Genomic DNA, 21,477 nt, shown 5'->3' on the forward strand with positions numbered 1-21,477 from the left:
CACCGGAGGCCCGGGGACCTCCGCCGAACTCCTCAGAGTTGTTCCCCACCTATCGCGGGGTGGACTGCCGGGCCGGGCTTCGGCTGCGGCTGCGGCTTCGGCTTCGGCTTCGGCTTCGGCGGCCGGGCTACGGCCGGGTGGCGGTCACGAGGTAGTAGTCCAGGATCCGCTGCTCCCACGCGGCCAGGAAGTTCCGGGGCCAGGTGCCCGGCTCCCACAGGCGGGCGAGCCAGCGGTCCCAGCCGGGCCACACCTGCGGGCCGATCGAGGCGACCCGGACGTCGGCGAAACCGGCTTCGGCCAGGGCGTCGGCGAGCCTGGACACCGGCCGGGCGATGTCCAGGCCGCTCGCGAACGAGTCGAGCAGCCCGGCGAGCCGCTGCCCGGGCTCCGGTACACCGCCGACGCTGAAGAAGCTGGTGACCGCGACCCGGCCGCCGGGTCGCAGGACCCGCGCCGCCTCCCGGGCGAAGGCGGACAGGTCAGGGAAGTGCTGGGCCGCCTCGACGCTGTAGAGGCAGTCGAACTCCGCGTCGCCGAGAGGCAGATCCTCCGCTGCTCCGAGCACGAAGCGCAGCCGGTGCGGCTCCGCCGCGAGGAGCGGTGAGTTCGCCTCGCGGGCCCGCTGGAGCTGCTGGGGGTGGATGTCGACGCCGGTGACGGCCGCGGGACCGTACTCCTCCAGCGCGAGGGCGCACCCGAGGCCGAGACCGCACCCGACCTCGACGGCCCGGCCGCCCCCGGGGGCCGCCGCATCGAGGACGTGCCGGTAGAGGTCCTGTTCGCTACGGATCCGGTCGCCCTGCGACAGGGGCCCTTCGAGATCGACCGCCTTCCAGTAGCCGAAGTTGATGAACCCTCCGGCGAACACCGGAACGGCGCTGAGATCGGCCGGCCCGTACGTCTCCCACACCTCGGGCCGTACGACCGGAGCCGGCCGCGACGGCCGCGACGGCCGCTCCGCAGGGTCACCCGACGACACCACCCCACCGCCTCCCCGTGACGGGGGCGTTCTGCCCCGAAGCACCCAGTGTGGCCGGTGGACCCCCGGTCGCGACAGAGGGCCCGCCTCCACCCGGTCGCGAACATGGATACGAGCCATCCCCCTGAGGGACTATTCGCTGTTTGCCGAAATCATGGGGCATCCTGGATCTATGAACGAGATGCGTCCCGGGCCCGAGTCACCCTCGTGCGGACCGGCCCCCGCAGCCCTCCTAGCCGCCTTCGCCGCCGCCCTGGCCGACGAGACGCGGGCTGCGATCTGCATGACGCTGCTGGAGGGGCGCGCCTGGACCGCGGGCGAACTGGCCCGGATCACCTCGGTGGCACCCTCCACCATCAGCGGCCATCTGACCCGACTGCTCGACGCGGGCATCTGCGTGACCGAGCGGCAGGGCCGCCACAGTTACGTGCGCATCGCCGACGGCGCGACCGCGCGGCTGCTCGATGATCTTGCCTCGCACGCGATTCCGGACCGGGACGCCGCACACGCCGTCCCCGTGGTCGCCGCACCGGATCCGCTGGCCCGCGCCCGTACCTGCTACGACCACTTCGCCGGGCGGCTGGGCATGGCGGTGACCGACGCGATGGAGCGCCGCGGACTGCTGCGCACGGAGGACGTGTTCGAACTGACGGAGGCCGGCCGGGACTGGTGCGCCGAGGCCGGCATCGGCCTCGGCGGCGAGGGGCGCAGGCGGCTGGCCAGTTCCTGCCTGGACTGGACCGAGCGGCGCCGCCACCTGGGCGGGCTCGCCGGGGCGCGCCTGTGCGCCCGGGCGTTGGAGGAGCAGTGGGTCGTGCGCCCGACGGGCGGCGGCCGGGCGCTGGAGGTGACCGATGCCGGGGAGCGGGCCTTCGGCGAGCTGCTGGGACTCACTGCGGACGCGTGGAGCTGAGCCGCGGCGCCGAGACGCGCAGCGCAGCCGTGGAGCCGGGCCGTGGAGCCCGGCCGTCGAGCCCTGAGGGAGCGGCCCGGCTGCCATCCGGCTGATAATTCGGTCGACACCGAAATGTTGCGGCCTTAGGGTGGGTGGCATGACGTTCCGCTCGAGTCCGATCCCGCCCGGCGTCCTCACGGTCGGCGCCGTCACCTTCACGGTGTTCGCCTGGGCCTCCGCCTTCGTCTCCATCCGCAGTGCGGGAGCCGCGTACTCCCCCGGCGCCCTGGCCCTCGGCCGGTTGCTGGCCGCCTCGCTGGTCCTCGTCGTCCTGGTGCTGGTCCGCCGCCAGGGGCTGCCGCCCCGCGAGGCCCGGCGAGGGATCCTGGTGTCCGGCGTGGTGTGGTTCTGCGGCTACACGATCGCGCTGAACTGGGGTGAACGGCTGGTGGACGCGGGCACGGCGTCGCTGCTCGTGAACACCGGGCCCATCCTGATGGCGCTCCTCGCGGCCCGTCTCCTCGGCGAGGCGCTGCCCCCACGGCTTCTCGTGGGCATGGCCGTCTCCTTCGCCGGAGCGGTGGTCGTGGGCCTGTCCATGTCGTCCGGGGACGGCGGCTCCACCTCTCTGCTCGGGGTCGTGCTCTGCCTGCTCGCGGCGGTGGCCTACGCGACGGGTGTCATCGCCCAGAAGCCGGCGCTCTCCTACGGCACGCCCCTGCAGGTCACCGCCTACGCCTGCCTCACGGGAACCGTGGCCTGCCTGCCCTTCACGGGTCAGCTGCTCGCGGAACTGCCCGACGCACCGGTGTCCGCGACGCTGAACATGATCTACCTGGGCGTGGTGCCGACCGCCCTCGCCTTCACCACGTGGACCTACGCCCTGGCGCGCATGCCCGCCGGCAAGCTCGGCGCGACCACGTACGCCGTCCCCGCCATCGTCGTGCTGCTCAGCTGGGCCCTCCTCGGCGAGGTACCCGCCTGGCTGACCCTCCTCGGCGGGGTGCTCTGCCTGGCCGGGGTGGCGGTCTCCCGGTACGCGCCGCGCTCCCCGCGCACTCCCGCCGAGGACAGCCCCCTCGGCGCGGGCCGTACCTGATCGCTCCCCTCCCGCCACTCCCCCGAAAGGCAAGCAACCCATGAGGATCCTCACGGTCGGCGCCGGCGCCGTCGGCGGCTTCTTCGGCGCCCGGCTCGCGAACGCGGGCCAGGACGTCTCCTTTTTGGTCCGGCCGACCCGCGCGAAGGCCCTCGAAGCGCGCGGCCTGCGCGTGGCGGGGCAGGGAGAGCAGCTCCACCTCACACCGCGCCTGGTGACGGCAGGCGCGGTGGACGGACCGTACGACCTGGTCCTGCTCTCCGTGAAGTCGACCGCCCTGCACACGGCCCTGGCGGACATCGAACCCGCCGTCGGCCCGGACACCGCCGTCGTGCCGCTGCTCAATGGCGTGGCCCACCTCGACGCGCTCGTCGCGCGCCTCGGGGCCGACGCGGTCCTCGGTGGTGTCGCGAAGGTGGTCACCACCCTCGACGCGGACGGCGACATCCTCCGCATGGCGCCGCCCGCGGTGATCCTGACCGGTGAGCTCGACGCCCGTCCGTCGGCCCGCGTGGACTCGATCCGTACCGTCCTGGCCGAGGCGGGCATCGACTCGCCGGCGACCGAGGACATCGTCGCCGCCATGTGGCACAAGTGGGCCTTCATCTCCACCCTCGTCGCCCTGACCTGCCTGATGCGCGGCACGGTCGGAGAGGTGAACGCCGTTGCCGGCGGGCCCGATCTGGCGGCGGCCCTGATCGCCGAGACGACCGCGGTGGCGGAGGCCGCGGGACATCCGTTGACCGCCGCCGAGCTCGACTTCACCACCTCGACCGTCATCGCCCCCGGCTCACAGCTCACTCCATCCCTGTACCGCGACCTCGTCGCGGGAGCGCCGACGGAGGCCGACCACGTCCTGACCGACCTCACGGTCCGCGCCCGCGCGCTGGGCGTGGCCACTCCCCTGCTGGACCTCGCCGCCCTGCAGCTGCGTGTGCACGAGCACCGGCTCGCCGCGGCAGGCGCCTGAGGCCGTGGCCGCGCGGAGGCGCCGTACGCCTCACCCGGATGCCCGGTCCACCGGGCATCCGGGCCGGGGCGCCTCTTGACTGGGAGTCCGGAGGTTCCGAACACCCGTGGAGGCATGGTGACGGCGCTCGCGTGGATGCGTGGTGCGGCAGGTGCGGTGGCGCTCTCGCTGGTGGCGCTCGGCGCCGCGGGCTGCTCGGACGGCGAAGGCACCCCGTCAGAGGCCGTGTCGAGCGCCGCGTCGGCGGTGAAGTCGGCGGGCGAGGCGGTCTCCTCGGCCGCGGCCGAGGCCAAGCGGGCCGCCGAGTCGGCGGCTGCGGTCGCGCAGGGCAAGCTCGCCGAGGTGAAGGACGGGGTCGACGCCAAGGGCCAGGTGACCCTGGGCCCGGTGGCTACCGGCGCGGACGGGTACACGACGGTGCCCGTGACCGTACAGAACACCGACGACGCGACGAAGTCCTTCGCAGTGCAGGTCGAGTTCAAGGACGAGTCGGGCCATCTCATCGACACGGCGGTGGTCACGATCACGGACGTCGCCGGAAAGGGCACCGGCCAGGGCACGGCCCGCAGCACGCACAAGCTCTCCGGCACGGTGACGGCCGGGACCGGCACCGCCCTGCGCTACTGAATCCTCTCCGCGCCGGCCCGGCCGCGGGCACCGTCACGCGCGTCGGCGGTGTAGGTGGGGTATACGTCCTGCGGGGCTTGCCCGATGCCTGCGAAGGGAGCGGTTGCCGTGGAACGAACCACCTGTTGTGTGGTGGGAGGAGGGCCCGCGGGGATGGTGCTGGCCCTGTTGCTGGCCCGGGCCGGGGTCGAGGTGACCGTGCTGGAGAAGCACGGCGACTTCCTGCGCGACTTCCGCGGCGACACCGTGCACCCGTCCACCCTGTCGCTGCTGGACTCGATCGGCCTGGCCGACCGGTTCGCCCGGCTGCCGCAGCGACGGGTCACCTCGGTACAGCTGCCCATCGGGCCCGACCGGTCCCTCGTCACCGTCGGGAACATCGGGGCGCTGCACGGGAAGTACAACTACATCGCGATGGTGCCGCAGTGGGACCTGCTCGACCTGCTCGCCGACGAAGCACGCCGGGAGCCCTCCTTCCGGCTGCGGATGAACACCGGGGCCACGTCCTTCCTCGTCGAGAACGGCAGGGTCACGGGCGTGCGCTACCGCACGGCCGACGGTGACACCGGCGAGCTCAGGGCCTCGCTGACCGTGGCCTGCGACGGACGCGGCTCGCTGGCCCGGGCCCTTCCCGAGCTCGGGCTGGAGGAATTCCCGTGTCCCATGGACGCCTGGTGGTTCCGGGTACCGCGCCGGGAGGAGGATCCCAGCGGGCTCGTCGGGGGCATCGGGGACCGGTTGTTCCTCGCGCTCATCGACCGCGGCGACTACTGGCAGTGCGCGGCGCTCATTCCCAAGGGTTCCGATGCGCAGCGCCGCGCCGAGGGCCTGGAGCCGTTCATGGACCGGTTCACGGAAGCCGTCCCGTGGCTCGCCGACCGGGCCGACGCCGTCACCTCCTGGGACGAGGTCAAGCTGCTCGACGTACGGCTCGACCGGCTGCGCCGCTGGCACCGTCCGGGGCTGCTGTGCATCGGCGACGCGGCCCATGCGATGTCGCCCGTCTTCGGTATCGGCATCAACCTCGCCGTGCAGGACGCGGTGGCCGCGGCCCGCCACCTCGTGGGTCCGTTGCGCGAGGGCACCGTGGGCCTGCATGACGTACGCCGGGTGCAGCAGCGTCGCATGCCCACGACGGTGGCGACCCAGGCTCTCCAGCGTGTCGCCCACACCCAGGTCATCGAGCCGCTGCTGGCCGGTCGCGTCGCGTTCGGCGCCCCCCGGCGGGCCAAGCGGCTGACCGAGCTGATCACCGAGTCGCGTTGGCTGAACCGGCTGCCCGCCTACTTCCTCGCCTACGGGGCCCTGCGTGAGCGGCCCCCGAAGGAATCGCTCCGCTGACCTCGCCGCAGCGACAGGCATGGCCTGAAAGCGACGTATCGGGAGGGTTGGGCATATAACCTCACTCTGCAGAGCGAGGACGACGTGCTTCGGGAGGCACCATGAGCGAGCAGCCGCCGGCCCTTCTTCCCTACGCCGACCCGGCCTTCGTCGCGGACCCGTTCCCCCTGTACCGGCAACTGCGCGAGGACGGCCCCGTGCGCCGCGTCGTCATCGCGGGCGACCTGGACGCCTGGCTCGTCACCCGCTACGAGGACGGACTGGCGGCCCTGTCCGACACCCGCCTGAGCAGCGACGTACGCGATGCCTCGGACGCCCGGCTCCTGCGGCAACTGCCCGAAACGGAACGCGAGTCGATGCTGAGCAACATGCTCCGCAGCGATCCGCCCGACCACACCCGGCTGCGCCGCCTGGTCTCCAAGGCGTTCACCGCCCGCCGCGTGGCCGGGATGCGGCCGCGGATCCAGAGCATCACCGACCGGCTGCTGGACGGCATCGCCCCGGCCGGCCGCGCCGACCTCGTGGCGGACTTCGCGCTACCGCTGCCGGTCACGGTGATCAGCGAACTCCTCGGGGTGCCGGTGGACGACCGTCACGAGTTCCAGGACTGGACAGACCGCATGATCAGGCGGGGTGCGGAGCCGCCGGATCCCGCCGTGGTCAACGAGGCGTGGCAGCACATGCGCGCCTATGTGACCGGGCTGATCCACGCCAAACGGGCGCGCCCCGGTGACGACCTCCTCAGCGGCCTCGTCACGGCCCGGGACCAGGAGCAGCGGCTGAGCGAGGACGAGCTGGTCGCCATGGTGTTCCTGCTGCTGGCGGCGGGCTACATCACCACGGTCAACCTGATCGGCGGGGGCATCGCCATGCTGCTCGCCGAGCCCGGCCAGCTGGACCTGCTGCGTTCCGATCCCGGCCTGCTGCCGGGCGCGATCGAGGAGTTCCTGCGCTACGACGGCCCGGTCAGCCCGGGTATCGCACGGTTCGCGCGCGAGGACGTCGAGATCGCCGGCGTGACCGTACCGCGCGGCGCGACCGTGCTGATCGGTTCGGCCGTCGCCGACCGCGATCCCGCCCGGTTCCCCGACCCGGACCGCCTGGACATCACCCGGCAGGACAATGCACACCTCGCGTTCGGGCACGGCATCCACTACTGCCTGGGAGCTCCGCTGGCCCGGCTGGAGGGCCAGATCGCCATCGGTACGGCCCTGCGCCGGCTCCCCGGGCTCGCCCTCGCAGCACCGCCGGACGGGATCCGCTGGCGCCCCGGCGGGCTGCGCGGTCCGGAGAGCCTGCCGGTGACCTTCACCCCGGGCGGCTGAGCGCCGCACGGCGCGGCCCCGTCCGTCCGGGCCCGCGTCAGCCGCCCTCCGCGGAGAAGTGCTGGTAATCGGGTGGGCTCCAGCGGCCGCCCCAGTACCAGCCGGCCTCCCGGAAGGCCCTGGTCACCGCGCCTTCCGAGATGATCATCCCGGGGCGGGCGCGTCCGCGGTCGAGGTAGGAGCGGCCGTTCGGGGGATGGCTGGTGCCCCGGACGTCGACGTACGGGTTCTCGACCGGGTTGATGTCGATGGCGTCGCCCCACGCGTGCCGGGACAGCCGGCCCGGGTCGCCGGTGACCGGTCGGCAGTTGAAGGCGGAGGTGTTGTCGTCGGCCATCGCCGCGGTGTCGCTGCCGCCGTACTCGGCGGCCACCTGCATGCGGCGGATCGGGAAGCGGGCGGCGAAGGCCGTGCCGAAGACCCGCAGCACGGGGTCCACGACCTCCTCGTGGACGACCAGCTCGCCCCGGTGCACCGTGCCGTCGAAACCCCAGTGGTTCATCGACACGAGCCTGAGCCGCTCCGGTGGCACCGGGCAGCCCCGTTGGTAGGTGGCGCCCAGCTTCTCCGGGGGAACGGCCGTGACGTGCGCGGCGAGCGTCTTCACCGCGGGCTCGGGCACCACCTGGAAGCGGGATTCGGACCTCGCCGCTGTACATGACAGCGCGGTCGCGCACAGGGTGGCTGCCAGGGCTGCGCAGGCGAGGCGATGGCTCACCGTTCCACCGTAGGCACGCCGCGCCCTCCGGGCATGCCGGATGCCCTCCGGGACGGCCTGACCTGGGGCGGGACCGGCTTCAGGCGGGCCCGACGACGGCCGCGGGGCCCGCAGGGTCCGTGGGCGGACGGGGACGGGCCCGGGCGGCGAGTACGGCGACGTCGTCCTCCGCGTGGTCGGCGTCGAGGCCCGCCACCACGGCGTCCACCACCGCGTTCACGCCGGCCCCCGGCGGCAGGCGCACTCCCGCCAGCCTGGCCAGCGAGACGTCGATGTCCTCGCCCCGGCGTTCCACGAGCCCGTCGGTGAACATCAGCAGGGTCTCCTGCGGGGTGACGGCGCGCGTGACGGCCTCGTAGCCACCGACCCCGGTGCCCAGCGGCGGGCCGACCGGAACGTCGACCAGGGTGGCCGAGCCGTCGGCCCCGAAGACCGCCGGAGGCAGATGGCCGGCGCTGGCGAACATCGCCACGCCGCGTGCCGGATCGACCCGTACGAGCAGGCAGGTCGCGGGCCGGCGGCCCGCGTCGCCGGCGGCCAGGGCGTCGAGCTGGCGCAGTACGCGGTGCGGGGCGAGGTGCGTGGACGCCACGTCCCGCAGGGTGGAGCGGTAGGCGTTCATGTCCACCGCCGCGTCGAGCCCGTGGCCCATCACGTCGCCGACCACGAGGAGGGTACGGCCGTAGTGGAGGCGGACCGTCTCGAACCAGTCGCCGCCCACCAGGGCCCGGGGGCCGGCCGGCAGGTAGCGGCTGGCCATCTCCAGGTTGGGGTGCGGCCGGCCCGGTTCCGCCACGAGCGCCCGCTGCAGGTGCGACACGGTGTCCTCGGTGGCGGCCAGCTGCCGCGCGTGCCCGAGGTGCACCGCCGCCAGCCGGGCCGCGAAGTGCACGGTGGCAGCCTCGTGGTCACCGAACGCGGTCCGGGCCCGTACGGCGGTCAGCAGGCCGCGGGCCCGGTGCCGGTCCGGCAGCGGAACGGACAGGACGTGGACCGGGACGCCGCCGGCGACCGTCACCCACTCGGACGGCGGGTGCCCGCCGTCGTCCGCCCGTACGGAGGTCGCCGCGTCGCTCCCCGCCGCCAGGAGTCCCACGGCTCCGGCCGTCGCCACGCGGAGCGATCCGCCGTCCTCGTCCAGGAGGTCCACGGCGACCGCGTCGCACACGTTCCGGAACAGGAAACCGGCCAGCTCCTCGCAGGTGGTCACCGCGTCGAGGGTCGTGCCGATCTGCTCGACGGCGGCCTCGGTCGCCCGGACACGCGCCGTCAGCCCCTCATCCCCACCGGCAGGCCCGGTGGACCTCCCGTCACGCTGCGGCAACAGACCTCCTCGCCCCGGACCTCCGAAGCAGCCGTTCCAGTGGGACCACCGGTCACAGGCACGCACCCGGCGCGCCACCGTGCCCGGGGCGCGGGCCGTCGTCGAGGGGCGGCCCGCGGCCGATATTCGCTTGCACCCCCATCGTCGCTCGGGCCACCGTCGACCGACACCGCACGGAAGCAGAGAAGATGACCACACATCCCCATCCGGTCGACCACGAGCTCGTCGAAGCCGCGGCGCGCGTCGCCCGCACGCTCGGCCGGAGCGAGAACCACACCATGGCGGCGGCCGCCCGCGCCCACGACGGCCGGATCGTCACCGCGGTGAACGCCTACCACTTCACGGGAGGCCCCTGCGCCGAGCTCGTCCTCATCGGCGCGGCAGCCGCCCAGGGCGTCCACGCACTGGACACGATCGTCGCCGTGGGCGACCGCGACCGGGGGGTCGTGCCCCCGTGCGGGCGGTGCCGTCAGGTCCTTCTGGACTATTTCCCCGCCCTCAGGGTCATCGTCGGTGCGGGCGATCGCGTCCGCAGCGTCCCGGTCGCCGACCTGCTTCCCGAGAGTTACGTCTGGGCCGACCACCAACTCGCCGGCGAATAGGCGGCGGTTCCTGCCACGGGCCGAGGGGGCTGCGCGCGACGGCCCCTTCGAACAACCTCGCGAGTCCCCAACTCCCTTGGTTCGCGCGGGTGATGGACGAGCGGTGCGGATGCCCGCCGCCGAGCCGCGAGGGCGTATCGTGCCCGCATGCCCGCTGATCTGATCCGCATCGTCTCCCGCGACTCGCCGATGGCCCTCGCCCAGGTGGAGCGCGTCCGCGCCGAACTCGCCGCGCTCCGCCCCGGGATCGAGACCACCGTCCTACCGGTCAAGACCACCGGAGACATGTGGATGGGAGACCTCTCCCAGGTGGAGGGCAAGGGCGCGTTCACCAAGGAGGTCGACGCAGCGATCCTCGCCGGGGAGGCCGACCTCGCCGTGCACTGCGTCAAGGACGTCCCGGCCGACCGCCCGCTGCCCGCCGGGACCGTCTTCGCCGCGTTCCTGGAACGCGACGACATCCGCGACGCCCTGATCCACCCGGAGGGGCTCACGCTCGACCGGCTCCCGCCCGGCACCAGGATCGGGACCTCTTCCGTGCGCCGGGTCGCCCAGCTCGCCGCCGCCCACCCGCACCTGGAGTGCGTACCGATGCGCGGCAACGCCAACAGGCGGCTGGAGAAGCTCGCCGCCGGTGAGGCGGACGCCCTCCTGCTGGCCGTCGCCGGTCTCCACCGCATCGACCGCGCGGACGTCATCACGGAGATCATCCCGGTGGACACCCTGATGCCGCCCATCGGCGCCGGGGTCCTCGCGCTCCAGTGCCGCGAGGACGACGCCGCGCTCATCGAAACCGTCAGCGCCCTCGGTCACCCCGACACGCACCGGGAGACGATCGCCGAGCGCATGCTCCTCCACGTCCTCCAGGGACACTGCAACAGCCCGATCGCGGGGTACGCACGGGCGGAACGCGGAGGGGATCTGTCCCTGCGCGCCTGCGTGTTCTCACCGGACGGCAAGGACGTCCTGAACGCCCACGAGTGGGCGGGCCGCCTCGACCCGGCCACCCTCGGTACCTCCGTTGCCGTCGCCCTCCTCCGGCAGGGTGCCCGAGAGCTGATCGACAGCATTCCGCACTGACCCCACCCCCGTGCGGGTCAGTGCGTCCCGGCCGACCCGGTGCCTCGACCCCCCGCACTGCCCGGACCCCCGTCCAGGGCAGTGCGTTCGGCGAGGCCCTCGCTACCCGGCCGCGCGGACCAGAGCGGCCAGAGCGGCCAGAGCGAAATCGTGTCGGGTCAGCTCCATGGGAACTCCTCGGTGGGCGCGGTGCGGAGCCGTGCGGCGGTGCGACGCGCCCGGCGAGAACGATCACCACGCTAGGGCCACGCAAACCGCCCGGCCCGGGGCAGCTCGCGCCAGCCAGGGGACCGTGCGCGCCACCGGGGGACTCCGCACGCCGAGTTGGGGACATCCGGCGCCAAGGCGCGCGGCTGAGCTGGTCATTCACGCTGGTCTATGCTCAGCCCCTGTGATCTCGCACGCACACCAGGGGACTACGTCCTCCGCCCTCACCCGACTGAGCGTCGACGCGGCGCGCCGGTTCGGCATACCCGCGCACGGTTACGCGCACCTGCTGGGTCTGGCGCCCGAGCACCTCAACGACGACCTGTGCCGAACCCCCGCCGCCACGGGCATCCGCATCGCGGAACTGACGACCGTTCACGCTCCCTGGACGGAGCTGGCCCGGCAGTTGACGGAGCAGTCCACGATCGGCGCCCTCGGGGTCTGGGACTACCTGATCACCTCCGCGCCCACTCCGCTCGAGGGAATCCGGGACGCCGCCGCCTACATCGCCATCGTCGCCGACAGCAGCACGGACACCATGCGGATCGCCGAGGACGGCGAACAGGTCGTCATCAGCCATGTCAACGAGGCCGATCTGGCCTACGAGGCGGCCTGCGCCATCCGCGCCTACGCGCTCGGGCTGTACCAGCGGCGGCTCAGCGATGCCGCACGGCGCCGGCTCGTTCCGCTGCGCGTCACCCTCGCGGCGAAGGCGCCCCCGCGGCACGAGGCCCTGATCGAGCTGTACGGCACCCGCGCCATCGACTTCGAGGCCCCGAGCAGCTCCATCACCTTCCTCGCCGCCGACCTGACGGCGCCGACACCCCACGCGCAGCCCGGCCTGTCGACGGTGCTGCGCAGGCACGCCGAACAGACCCTCGCCACCGCGATCCCGCTGCACAACTGGCTGGACCTCTTCCGGACCGCTCTGGCCTCCGTCCACGACGAGACCGTTCCGACGCTGCCCGCGGTGGCTCGCCGGATGGCCGTCAGTACGCGAACCCTCCAGCGCCGCCTCGACGAACACGACACCACGTGGAGCAACGAGGTCGAAACCGCGCGCCGGGATCACATCACACGGCTGCTCCACAGCACCGACCTCAGCATCGAGGCGGTCGCCGCCCGGAGCGGCTACGCCGACGCGCGCGCCCTGCGCCGGGCGGTGCAGCGCTGGTACGGGACCACGCCCGCCGCCCTGCGCCGCGCCGGCCGGCCTGCCGACTGACCCCGGTGCGCGCTACCACGGTGCGGGCCGGGCGCCGGTGTCGGCCGGTCTGCCGAGGCGGGACGCGATGCGGAACCGCATCTCCCCCGCGGCCCTGCGGACCTCCTCGGGCTGCTCGTCGCTTTCGAGCAACCCGAGGAGCACCATCAGGGCCCGCGCCTCGTCACCGCTGATCAGCTTCCACCGCTGTTCCGTCACGCCGTCGAGCAGCACGTCCAGTACGTCCAGTACGTCGTCCATGCCCGTACCAACACCGGACGCGCCCGCGAGGTCACCGGTACGGGCAGCTCAGAGCGGATCGCCGAGGGGGCCGTACTCGGCCTCCAGGTTGCGGGCCCAGTGCGCGGCGAAGTCGGGGCGGCCCGACTCCCTAGGGAAGGATGGAGTCCACGTACCCCCCGTCGACCCGCAGCGCTCCGCCCGTGGTCGCCGAGGCGTACGGCGAGGCCAGGTAGACCACCATGTGGGCGATCTCTTCCGGCTCGATCAGCCGTTGGATCAGCGACTGGGGCCGGTGCTCGCGCATGAACGCCCGCTGTGCCTCCTCCCAGGGCAGGCCCGGGGCGACCAGCTCGTAGACGAAGTCCTCGACGCCGCCGGTGTGCGTGGGGCCCGCGATGACGGAGTTGACGGTCACACCCGTGCCGGCCGCTTCCTTGGCGAAGCCCCGGGACACCGCCGGCAGTGCGGTCTTGGACATCCCGTAGTGGATCATCTCGGCGGGGATGACCACTGCCGAATCGCTGGCGATGTTCTGGACGCGGCCCCAGGAGCGCTCCACCATGCCGGGCAGGTAGTGCCGTGTCATCCGGACCGCGGTGAGCACGTTCGTCTCGAAGTACCGCCGCCATTCGTCGTCCTCGATCTCCAGCGCCGGTGCCGATCCGATCCGGTGACCAGGGCCGTCCTGCCGGAGAGGTCGATGAGCACGCCGATACCTGCCTCGTCTGCCGCCGAGCGGCTGCCGGGTCGTTGCCGTCCTGGTCACCGGTTCCCCGCGGCAGCCGTTTCCTCACCCGGCGCAGAGCGGGCGGCGCGCTGCCCGCACACCTGCGGAGCACAGCAACCGGTCGGCCCTACGGTGGACCGCATGGCCCCCGACGAGACGCACCCTGCCGGGTCCCCCGGCGGCACCGCCCCCGGACCGGACCACGAGCAGGCCTTCGATCGCGATCCGCGGTTCGCCACCGCGCGGCTGAAGGAGCGCCTGTACGCGACCATCACCATGGTCGCGGTGGTGATCGGGCTGGCGGGCTCCGAGCACATCGGCGCCGCCGGCGCCGCCGCCACCGTACTGACCGCCGCGGTGGGCCTGTGGCTGGCCGCGCTGGTCGCGGACCAGCAGGCCCACCGGGTCGTCCACGGCCGCCTGGCCACCGGCCACGAGCTGCGCCGCATGCTGTCGGTCAGCAGCCCGCTGCTGCTGTCCGCCGTGGGGCCCCTGGTCCTGATCGCCGCGGCGGCGCTCGGGCTGATGGCGGTGGACACCGCCCTGCTGGTCTCGGCCGGCGTGAGCATCGCCGGGCTGTTCTCCTGGGGCTGGTACGGCGGTATCCGCATGGGTGGCGGTACGGGCCTGGCCCTGCTGGCCGGGACCCTGGACGCGGCCATCGGGACCGCGGTCGCCCTGGTGAAGGCGGCCGCGGGGCACTGATCCGGTCGTGCGGGCGCGCGAACCCCGGTCGCGCCGTAGCGTGGAAGCATCAGAGGCACTCCGCGGTGAGGGGCGATGCGCCATGACCTGGGCTTCGTGGACGACGACAGGGGTATACGCCGGACGCGGCGGAGTGAGCACCGACGAGGCGGGGATCCTCAGCGGGGACCTGACCGTGCACACCACCTGGTCGGCCCCGGAGGCCCATGTGGCCGTGCAGTACAGCGGCGGCTCCGATTGGTTCACCGTGACCGGCAGTCCGGTGCCCTGCGACTCCGAGGAGCTCAGCCGCCTCCTGCACCAGGCCGTGGTGGACGCCGTACGGGCGGGCGGGGCGGCCTCGGTCCCCCGCAATCTGCCCGCGGACGCCCGCTGGAGCCCGCCCGCGCCGGCTTCCTGATCGCTCGATCACTTCGCCTGGTCGAGCCGGACCGCGTCGGCGCCGGCCGGGAACCGCAGCCGGCCGGTCGTGTCGTGAGCGGCGCGCCACACCGTCTCGGCCACGTCGCGCTCCGTGGTGTACAGGTCCTGCGACGGCGCCCGGTTCCAGCGTGAGGCCGAAACCGAGGGCCGGTCGTTCGGGGTCGGCCCGCGTGAACTGTGCGGTGACCGGCAGGTCGACGGATGCGACCAGGTACTGCCCGGCGCCGTACTCGTAGACCCGGTCGCCCAGAGCGAGCCGTTTGGCTCCCTGGGCGATGACCGCCAGGACCGTGCCGGACATCGAGGGCGCCGGTGGATCCGGCCGGTCGACCCTGGAGATCAGGACTCCGTCGATCGCGGTGCTCCAGTCGGAGCGGGCGTGCCGCGCCAGCAGGGTGCGGAGCTCTTCGAGGTACATGGATGTATTGCAGCACCGCCATCGACGAACCCTGCGCGGTGCGCGGACAACGCAGCGGGGGCGACCGCCCTGTGGTCGCCCCCGCCTGTTCATCGCGGCTCAGAGGTCATGCGCGGTTCCTGCGCTCAGAACTGCAGCGCCCAGGAGTCGATCTTGCCGGTGTCGACGTTCGCGTTGTCGTTCACCCGGAGCTTCCAGACGCCGTTCGCCACCTCCGCGGAGGCGTTGACGGTGAAGGTCTTGATGATGTTGTCCGCGCTGCCGCCGGTGCGGTTGTGCAGGGTGTAGACGGTGCCGTCGGGCGCGACCAGGTCCACCTTGAGGTCACCGATGTACGTGTGCTTGATGTCGACCGCGACGGTCAGCGCCGCCGGGGCGTTGCCGGCGACACCGCTGACGGTGACGGGCGATTCGACGGTGGCGTTGTCGTTGATCGCGTAGTCGGCCGCGTTCTCGAACCGCTTGCCGGGCGGGACGGTGCCGCCGTCACCGACGTACAGCAGCAGGTTCGGGGAGCCCGTGCCGGGGCTGGTCACCACGTTCGGGGTCGCGGCGGCCACCAGTGCGTCACGGACCTGCGCCGGGGTGCTGGAGGCGTTCTGCGCCAGGTACAGGGCCGCCGCGCCGACCACGTGCGGGGTGGCCATGGAGGTGCCGGAGATGGTGTTGGTGGCGGTGTCGCCGGTACCCCACGAGGAGGTGATGGAGGAGCCCGGCGCGAAGATGTCCAGGACGGTGCCGAAGTTGGAGTAGCTGGCCTTGGCGTCCGTGTTCGTGGTGGCCCCGACCGTGATGGCCTCGGCCACGCGGGCCGGGGACTTGGTCGAGGCGTTGGTCGACTCGTTGCCCGCGGCGACGCCGTAGGTGATGCCGGAGGCGATGGAGTTGCGCACCGCCGCGTCGAGCGCGGAGTCCGCGCCGCCGCCGAGCGACATGTTGGCCACGGCCGGCTTGACGGCGTTGCGCGTCACCCAGTCGATGCCCGCGACGACCTGGGCCGTCGTACCGGAGCCGTTGTTGTCGAGGACGCGGACGCCGACGATCTTCGCCTTCTTGGCCACGCCGTACGCGCCGCCCCCGACCGTACCGGCCACGTGCGTGCCATGGCCGTGGCCGTCCTGCGCGGTGTTGTCGTTGTCGATGGCGTCGTAGCCGTAGGAGGCGCGACCGCCGAAGTCCTGGTGGGTGATGCGGACACCGGTGTCGATGATGTAGGCGGTGACGCCCTCACCGGCCTTGTCCGGGTAGGTGTAGCTCTGGTTCAGCGGCAGCGCCCGCTGGTCGATGCGGTCCAGGCCCCAGGACGGCGGGTTGGGCTGGGTCGCGTCGACGGTGAAAACACGGTTCTGCACAACGGACTTGACGGCCGGGTCGGCGGCGAGCTTCTTGGCCTGCGCCTCGGAGACCTCGACGGAGTAGCCGTTGAGCGCGGCGCTGTAGGTCTTGTCTATCTTCGCGCCGTAGCGCTTCGCCACGGCCTTGCCGCTGTCGGCGGTGGAGCGGGCCGCGGTGTCGTTCAGGGTCACGATGTAGCTGCCGGAGATGGTCCCGGCGGCGCCGGCGTTCTCGATGACGCCCTGCGCGCCGGTGTCGGCAGCCGAGGCGGGTAAGGCGGCGGCCGAGGCGGGTAAGGCGGCGGCCGCGCCGAGCGCGAGCGCGACGACGGCGGTCGCGCTGATGCCGGCGATCTTCCGGCGGGTGTGACGCATCACGGACATGTGGGGGGTCCTCCTCATAGGGCTGCACTGCGGGGACGAGGCGGGTCGGTAGTCATGCACCTGACAATGCGATGACCGACGGACTGCCGCCCCCGAAAGGTTGACCCACCCCCCGCTCACCCACAAGAGGTCAACGGGCGCGTAACATTCTTGCCATGCCCAAGTCATGATTACGCAAAGGTGCACCGCACATGACGCGGGCACGGACCGGTCGGGCCGGCCCCGAGGACGGCAGACGCACCGACACCCGGACGCCCGGCGGGCATGGCCCGAACAGCGACGGACCCGGGACCTCGATTTCGCGCCGGACCCGACGGCGGTGCGCCGACCGGCGGCCGCACCGGCTCACCCTCGCGGGGCACGGATGCGGACTGCCGCCGCCTGGGAGGTTCTCGATCGGCCCGGTAGCGGGGACACCCCCACCACGCTCCCCGACCGAACGGGTTCACGCCAAACCGGACTTCCCGGTTTCGACCCTGTCCTTCGGGGCCGCCGGCTCGGTGCCACCCACGGAACCACCGGGCGGACGGTTCCGCAGCAGGCCCTGACGGGCGGCCCCGGCGGCCCGGGAAGGGTGCCGTCGGCGTACGGGGCTCCGAACGGGCCGAGTTGTGAAATTTTTGTGCCCGGACCTCCGTCAGGCGGCCGGGGAACAGCTGTGGCGGACCGTGACCGGTCCGCCACAGGAGAGCGCGGAAGGGCCGGCGCACGTATGCCGCGCGCCGACTCGTCCGTGCCGGAAGCTGCTTCGATCAGCAGTCGCCGTGGCCGTAGCCTCCGCCCCAGTCGTCATCGTCGTCGTACCAGCCGTGGCCGTGACCGCCGTAACCGTGGTCGTCATCGTCCCAGCCGCCGCCGGTGACATACGTGGGCGCGTGCGTCGGGGCTGCTGCCGAAGCCGTACCTGCGGCTCCGAGAGCGGCGCCACCTGCCATCAGAACACCGATGGCGGACACCGCGAAGAGTCGCTTCACTCTCAGTGCTTGCATGGTTCGAACCCTTCTTTTCCGTTCTCGTGCCACGCATTCGGGACGTGCTCGGGGGCGCCCTCTCGCGCAATGGTTTCGAGCGCGGGTGCGTGGCCGACCGCATGCATGCGTGTGCGCGTATCCCCCGTCAACACAGCCTCCGTGGGGCTGCGGACTTCCGGGCCGACACGCGATCCCTCAAGCGTGGTGCTCGGGCGCACTACTGCGGGCTGAGTGCGTTCCCCACAGTTGCGGTTCTCATGTAGAGACGCTAGTCCCCTATCCGGAGCTTGGCATCTCGGGCAGCACATCCGGCGGGCGTCACGACGAGCCCTCCTGCCGGGGCACGAGGTGCCACCACTGGTCGTCGTACTCCTCACCGCATGAGTTCTGCGCCGCCGGAAGGGCCTGTTCACGGCCCTGGACCAGCAGGCACTTGGCGTTGCCGGCGTTGCGCAGGACGAAGTGTCCGGCCCGGGTGTCCTTCCCCCACAGCAGTTCCCAACGCTGCCCGCGCTGCCCGGCGATGCAGGCGAACTGGCGGACGGGGGCGAGGTTCTCCTCGCCCGCAACGGCCACGCACATGCCGCTGTGCGCATTGCGCAGCGTGCGGGTGGAGCCGCCGTCCTGCGGGGCCAGCGTCCAGGTGCGGTCGGTATCGGCGGTGCAGTTGTCCTGCACCGGTACGAGGCCCTCGCCTGCGCCGGGTGCCCGCAGGCACAGTCCGCTGCCGTCGTTGACCAGGTGTCCCGTGAGCGCCGACGGATCCTCCCGGGCCGCGCCCGGGGTCGTGGCCGTCCTCCCGGCGGGCGGGGCGGCGGCCCCGGTTCCCTGGTCGCCGCCCACCCGGACCGCGATCACCGTGGCCACGCACACCAGGGCGACCGCGCAGGCCGACAGGATGCCGACGCGGTGCTCGTGGATGTTGACCTGGAGGTTCCCGCTGCCGCGCTGCACCCCGGCCGGGCCGTGGAACGCGTCCCCGCGGCGGCCGTCGGCCGGGGCGGGCCCAGGCTCGCGCTCCGACCCGGTCACCGGCGGGAGTCGAACCGGTTCACTTGGACGTTGCCGTCCCCGGACTGGACCGCCGCCGGGCCGAGGAACACGTTCTGCGCGGACGTCCCGGCGCCCGGGCCCGTCGCCCGCGCGACCTCGGCGAGCAGCGCCCGCAGTTCCGCCGCGGCCGCGGCCCGTTCGCCCGGGTCCAACTGCTCCAGCAGGTCCTCGGTACGGGTCCGCCAGGCCGCGCCGTGCCGGGTCCGCTCCTCGTCCCCGCCGCCTTCCGGAGCGTCGCCCTCCTGCCCGGCGGCCGTCAGTTCGGCCGCGGTCCGGTCCAGGCGTTCCAGCTGTGCGCTCTCCTGCTGCCGGTCCCCGCGGCCGAGCAGCCGGGCCAGCCGGTGCCGCACCGCCTGCCAGGCGTCCGTCCCGGCGGCCTGTACGACGCCCGATCCCACCGAGGCCGCCAGTGCGACCATCGCCTCGTCCAGCATGCTGCTCCCCCTTCGCCGCCTCCGGGCACGGCCTCAACGGTAGCCCCGCCCGCCGCGGCTGCGACAGCCCCGGACGGGCCGGGCCCGGCCGCTCCTCAGTGCGTCGGTCGCTGCGGAGTGCTGGCCGTGCCCGAGGCGCGGCCGCTGAGTTCGGCGTCGAGGGTCCGCTGGGCCGTCCGCATCGACTCGGCGTACTTCGGCTCGGCCATGCGCCGCCAGGCCTCGTCCGGCGCGACCTCCTCGACCCGGCTCACCACCCACCAGATGTTGCCGAACGGGTCCCTCACCCGGCCCCCGCGGTCGCCCCACGCACTGTCGTCCGCCTCGGTGACCACCCTTGCTCCGTGGGCGACGGCGGCGGCCATCGCCGCGTCCGCGTCGGGTACGTAGACCCGCAGCATGGACGGCGTGGCCGGCCAGTCGAGCCGCCGGTCGAAGGCCAGCACGACCGTGTCGCCGACCCGGATCTCGCCGTGGCCGATGCTGCCGTCCTCGACCGACACCCGTGCGATCTCCTCGCCGTCGAACGCCGCGGTGATGAAGTCGAGCAGCGCGCCCGTGTCGTCGGTGACGACCCACGGCGCGACGCTCGTGTAGCCCTCGGGGGCAAAGTGGTCCATCGGCCTCGTCCCATCTCTTCTGTCCTGTCGCTTCGCGTGACATCACCACCGTAGGCATCAATGAGGTCAGCATCCGTCCTACTTGGGGCGCGGATCCGTGACGTGTCGGTGATGGCCCGGACGCCTCGCGTCCGGCACGGTGGGCGCGGTCGGTGGCCGTCGCGTCCCGTGCGGCGGTCGTTCAGCGCGCGGGAGAGATTCGTATGACCGAGAACGGCAGTTCCCCGACCAGCCGCCGCGCGCTCCTGCTGGCCGCCGGGTCGGTCGGGGTCGCGGCGCTGACGGCGGCCTGCTCCGGCCCGGCCGGGACCCTCGGGGCGGCGGGGCAGCCGTCCGCGTCCTCATCGTCCCTCTCGCCCTCGCCCGGCGGCAGCACCCCCGCCTGCGTGCTCGCCGTGAAGGCGGGCGCCGGCCCGTACTACCTCGACCTGGACCGGGTCCGGTCGGACATCACGGAGGCCGCGAAGGCGTGCCGTTCCGTCTGGACCTGACCGTGGTGCGGGTGTCGGCGGGCTGCCGGCCGGTCGCGGACGCCGCCGTCGACGTCTGGCACGCCGACCCCTCGGGCGCCTACTCGACCGGCGGGGCCTCGTTCCTGCGCGGCACGCAGGTCACGGACGGCTCCGGCCGCAGTACCTTCCGCACGATCGTGCCCGGCTGGTACGCCGGGCTCGCACCGCACATCCACTTCAAGGTGCGTCCCGACCGCCGGACCGGGACGACCTCGCAGTTCTTCTTCCCCGAGCCCCTCCTGCTGCAGGTGTACGCGCGCCCTCCGTACGCCGAGCGCCGCGCGCCGAAGCACCCCAACGCCCGTGACGACCGGTACCGCGCCTCCGGGGCCGCGATGACGCTGGCGCCCGTCCCCGACGGCGACGGCTACCGCGCCGCGTACACCGTGGGGATCGCCTGAACGGCGGGTCGCTCGAACGTCAGAGTGCGAGGCCCTCGATGAGTTCGGCGCCCGGGAGCTCCGCGAACAGCTTGCCGGGAGCAATGAACTTGCCGCGGCGGCGTCCGCTGCCGACGAGTACGTACGGCATGTCGGCGACCGCCGCGTCCACCAGGAGCGGCCAATCGGCCGGCAGGCCGATCGGCGTGATGCCCCCGTACTCCATGCCCGTCAGCTCCACGGCCGTCTCCATCGGCGCGAAGGACACCTTGCGCGCGCCCAGGTGGCGCCGAACGGCGCCGTTGACGTCGATCCGGCCGGCGGAGGGCACGAGGCAGGCCGCGAGGGTGACCTCGCCGCCGCGTTTGGCGGCCACCACCACGCAGTTCGCCGACTGCCCGAGCAGTTCCTGCCCGTAGTGCGCGACGAAGGCACCGGTGTCGGCGATCGCCGGGTCGGTGTCCACGTGGAGGATCTGCTCGGCGGGCACGTCACCCGTCCAGCCGCGGACCGCTTCGGCCACGGGCGGGGTGAGTTCCGCGAGACAGTCGGGAGCCGGCACCTGATGCGCGCGCCGGGTCCGTCGTGCGCCAGCGGGGTGTACGTCTGCCGGTTCGCGCTGACCCCCAGGTCGGGTACCGAGACCCAGGCCATGAGGAACTCGTGCGGACCTCCGCCGGGCGTTCGGTGCAGGTCGCGGCGCAGCACCGGCATGGTGTTCGTGAGCGGGCACAGCCCGAGGTCGCAGTCGAGAGCGCCGTCGAGGTCGGGGCGGTGCGCACCGTCGAGGGTCCAGCGGCCCCCGTCGTTGCGCGGGTCGAGTACCCCCTGCCGGGGAGGACTTCCCAGGTCCGGACGAGGCTGTGGGTGATCATGGAGACAGCCTAGGGCGGTCGCTC

At 73.0% G+C, this 21,477-nt stretch carries 23 protein-coding genes and 3 pseudogenes; 13 read left to right on the plus strand and 13 right to left on the minus strand.

Translation table 11 applies throughout. From position 1 onward, the window contains the following. Nucleotides 1–127: 127 nt before the first annotated feature. Nucleotides 128–985: a class I SAM-dependent methyltransferase gene (locus IE257_RS17430; RefSeq protein ID WP_229920444.1), complete on the minus strand. Its 858-nt coding sequence runs from the start codon at nt 983–985 to the stop codon at nt 128–130. A gap of 169 nt (nt 986–1,154) precedes the next feature. Here IE257_RS17430 and IE257_RS17435 point away from each other — a divergent pair, with 169 nt between their 5' ends. From IE257_RS17435 to IE257_RS17460, 6 genes are all read left to right on the plus strand, one after another. Next, a complete protein-coding gene (locus IE257_RS17435; protein WP_229920445.1) occupies nt 1,155–1,895 on the plus strand; it encodes an ArsR/SmtB family transcription factor in 741 nt (246 codons plus the stop codon). Nucleotides 1,896–2,034: 139 nt separating this feature from the next. Further along, nucleotides 2,035–2,976, plus strand: a complete 942-nt coding sequence (locus tag IE257_RS17440) for a DMT family transporter (protein WP_189969613.1) — start codon at nt 2,035–2,037, stop codon at nt 2,974–2,976. 40 nt (nt 2,977–3,016) lie between these two features. Then, entirely contained in the window at nt 3,017–3,946 is a 930-nt protein-coding gene (locus IE257_RS17445; RefSeq protein WP_189969615.1) for a ketopantoate reductase family protein, read from the plus strand. A 114-nt stretch (nt 3,947–4,060) separates the two neighbouring features. Next, nucleotides 4,061–4,573, plus strand: coding sequence for a hypothetical protein (locus IE257_RS17450; RefSeq protein WP_229920446.1), 513 nt, complete (start codon nt 4,061–4,063; stop codon nt 4,571–4,573). 108 nt (nt 4,574–4,681) lie between these two features. Then, nucleotides 4,682–5,914, plus strand: a complete 1,233-nt coding sequence (locus IE257_RS17455; protein ID WP_189969617.1) for an FAD-dependent oxidoreductase — start codon at nt 4,682–4,684, stop codon at nt 5,912–5,914. Between the two features lie 101 nt (nt 5,915–6,015). Continuing rightward, nucleotides 6,016–7,239, plus strand: coding sequence for a cytochrome P450 family protein (locus IE257_RS17460; RefSeq protein WP_189969618.1), 1,224 nt, complete (start codon nt 6,016–6,018; stop codon nt 7,237–7,239). Nucleotides 7,240–7,276: 37 nt separating this feature from the next. Here IE257_RS17460 and IE257_RS17465 read toward each other — a convergent pair whose 3' ends face one another. Together IE257_RS17465 and IE257_RS17470 are read right to left on the minus strand one after the other, a co-directional pair. Beyond that, a complete protein-coding gene (locus IE257_RS17465; protein ID WP_189969620.1) occupies nt 7,277–7,957 on the minus strand; it encodes a M15 family metallopeptidase in 681 nt (226 codons plus the stop codon). 79 nt (nt 7,958–8,036) lie between these two features. Continuing rightward, nucleotides 8,037–9,281, minus strand: a complete 1,245-nt coding sequence (locus tag IE257_RS17470; protein ID WP_189969622.1) for a PP2C family protein-serine/threonine phosphatase — start codon at nt 9,279–9,281, stop codon at nt 8,037–8,039. Nucleotides 9,282–9,469: 188 nt separating this feature from the next. On the opposite strand from IE257_RS17470, the gene IE257_RS17475 reads away from it, so the two are divergent. The 3 genes from IE257_RS17475 (at nt 9,470) to IE257_RS17485 (ending at nt 12,395) form a co-directional block, all read left to right on the plus strand. Beyond that, nucleotides 9,470–9,883, plus strand: a complete 414-nt coding sequence (locus IE257_RS17475) for a cytidine/deoxycytidylate deaminase family protein (RefSeq protein WP_189969624.1) — start codon at nt 9,470–9,472, stop codon at nt 9,881–9,883. Between the two features lie 147 nt (nt 9,884–10,030). Further along, the gene (hemC, locus tag IE257_RS17480) at nt 10,031–10,963 is read left to right on the plus strand and encodes a hydroxymethylbilane synthase (protein WP_189969626.1); all 933 of its coding nucleotides are present in this window, start codon (nt 10,031–10,033) and stop codon (nt 10,961–10,963) included. A gap of 391 nt (nt 10,964–11,354) precedes the next feature. Next, nucleotides 11,355–12,395, plus strand: a complete 1,041-nt coding sequence (locus IE257_RS17485) for an AraC family transcriptional regulator (RefSeq protein WP_189969628.1) — start codon at nt 11,355–11,357, stop codon at nt 12,393–12,395. A 12-nt stretch (nt 12,396–12,407) separates the two neighbouring features. Here IE257_RS17485 and IE257_RS17490 read toward each other — a convergent pair whose 3' ends face one another. Both IE257_RS17490 and IE257_RS17495 read right to left on the minus strand, forming a co-directional pair. After that, nucleotides 12,408–12,635, minus strand: a complete 228-nt coding sequence (locus IE257_RS17490; protein WP_189969630.1) for a hypothetical protein — start codon at nt 12,633–12,635, stop codon at nt 12,408–12,410. A gap of 130 nt (nt 12,636–12,765) precedes the next feature. Then, nucleotides 12,766–13,281: pseudogene (locus IE257_RS17495) on the minus strand (SDR family NAD(P)-dependent oxidoreductase); the annotation flags it as partial. A 204-nt stretch (nt 13,282–13,485) separates the two neighbouring features. On the opposite strand from IE257_RS17495, the gene IE257_RS17500 reads away from it, so the two are divergent. Both IE257_RS17500 and IE257_RS17505 read left to right on the plus strand, forming a co-directional pair. After that, the gene (locus tag IE257_RS17500) at nt 13,486–14,049 is read left to right on the plus strand and encodes a hypothetical protein (protein ID WP_229920447.1); all 564 of its coding nucleotides are present in this window, start codon (nt 13,486–13,488) and stop codon (nt 14,047–14,049) included. 82 nt (nt 14,050–14,131) lie between these two features. Next, entirely contained in the window at nt 14,132–14,449 is a 318-nt protein-coding gene (locus tag IE257_RS17505) for a hypothetical protein (protein WP_189969632.1), read from the plus strand. Nucleotides 14,450–14,578: 129 nt separating this feature from the next. Here IE257_RS17505 and IE257_RS17515 read toward each other — a convergent pair. The 6 genes and pseudogenes from IE257_RS17515 to IE257_RS17540 all read right to left on the minus strand — a co-directional run. Then, nucleotides 14,579–14,890, minus strand: a pseudogene (locus tag IE257_RS17515) (AraC family transcriptional regulator); the annotation flags it as partial. Between the two features lie 125 nt (nt 14,891–15,015). Then, nucleotides 15,016–16,608, minus strand: a complete 1,593-nt coding sequence (locus IE257_RS17520; protein WP_189969634.1) for a S8 family peptidase — start codon at nt 16,606–16,608, stop codon at nt 15,016–15,018. A gap of 752 nt (nt 16,609–17,360) precedes the next feature. Continuing rightward, nucleotides 17,361–17,597, minus strand: a complete 237-nt coding sequence (locus tag IE257_RS17525; RefSeq protein ID WP_189970229.1) for a hypothetical protein — start codon at nt 17,595–17,597, stop codon at nt 17,361–17,363. A gap of 300 nt (nt 17,598–17,897) precedes the next feature. Then, entirely contained in the window at nt 17,898–18,611 is a 714-nt protein-coding gene (locus IE257_RS17530; RefSeq protein ID WP_189969636.1) for an RICIN domain-containing protein, read from the minus strand. Continuing rightward, a complete protein-coding gene (locus IE257_RS17535) occupies nt 18,608–19,066 on the minus strand; it encodes a hypothetical protein (RefSeq protein WP_189969638.1) in 459 nt (152 codons plus the stop codon). Before IE257_RS17535 ends, IE257_RS17530 begins: the two co-directional genes overlap by 4 nt. Nucleotides 19,067–19,161: 95 nt before the next feature. After that, nucleotides 19,162–19,686: a VOC family protein gene (locus IE257_RS17540; protein WP_189969640.1), complete on the minus strand. Its 525-nt coding sequence runs from the start codon at nt 19,684–19,686 to the stop codon at nt 19,162–19,164. Nucleotides 19,687–19,889: 203 nt separating this feature from the next. Between IE257_RS17540 and IE257_RS38375 the strand changes: the two genes are divergently transcribed. Beyond that, on the plus strand, nt 19,890–20,177 hold the full coding sequence (locus tag IE257_RS38375) for a hypothetical protein (protein ID WP_229920448.1): 288 nt from the start codon (nt 19,890–19,892) through the stop codon (nt 20,175–20,177). Further along, nucleotides 20,156–20,599, plus strand: coding sequence for a dioxygenase family protein (locus tag IE257_RS38380; RefSeq protein WP_229920449.1), 444 nt, complete (start codon nt 20,156–20,158; stop codon nt 20,597–20,599). Before IE257_RS38375 ends, IE257_RS38380 begins: the two co-directional genes overlap by 22 nt. Nucleotides 20,600–20,618: 19 nt before the next feature. Here the strand turns inward: IE257_RS38380 and IE257_RS17550 are convergent, their stop codons facing one another. Together IE257_RS17550 and IE257_RS17555 are read right to left on the minus strand one after the other, a co-directional pair. Next, complete coding sequence (locus IE257_RS17550; RefSeq protein WP_229920450.1) at nt 20,619–21,101, minus strand: YbaK/EbsC family protein; 483 nt, start codon at nt 21,099–21,101, stop codon at nt 20,619–20,621. 98 nt (nt 21,102–21,199) lie between these two features. After that, a pseudogene (locus IE257_RS17555) lies at nt 21,200–21,427 on the minus strand (putative glycolipid-binding domain-containing protein); the annotation flags it as partial. Nucleotides 21,428–21,477: the final 50 nt, after the last annotated feature.

Source organism: Streptomyces avidinii (assembly GCF_014650695.1).
GTDB classification, from domain to species: domain Bacteria; phylum Actinomycetota; class Actinomycetes; order Streptomycetales; family Streptomycetaceae; genus Streptomyces; species Streptomyces avidinii.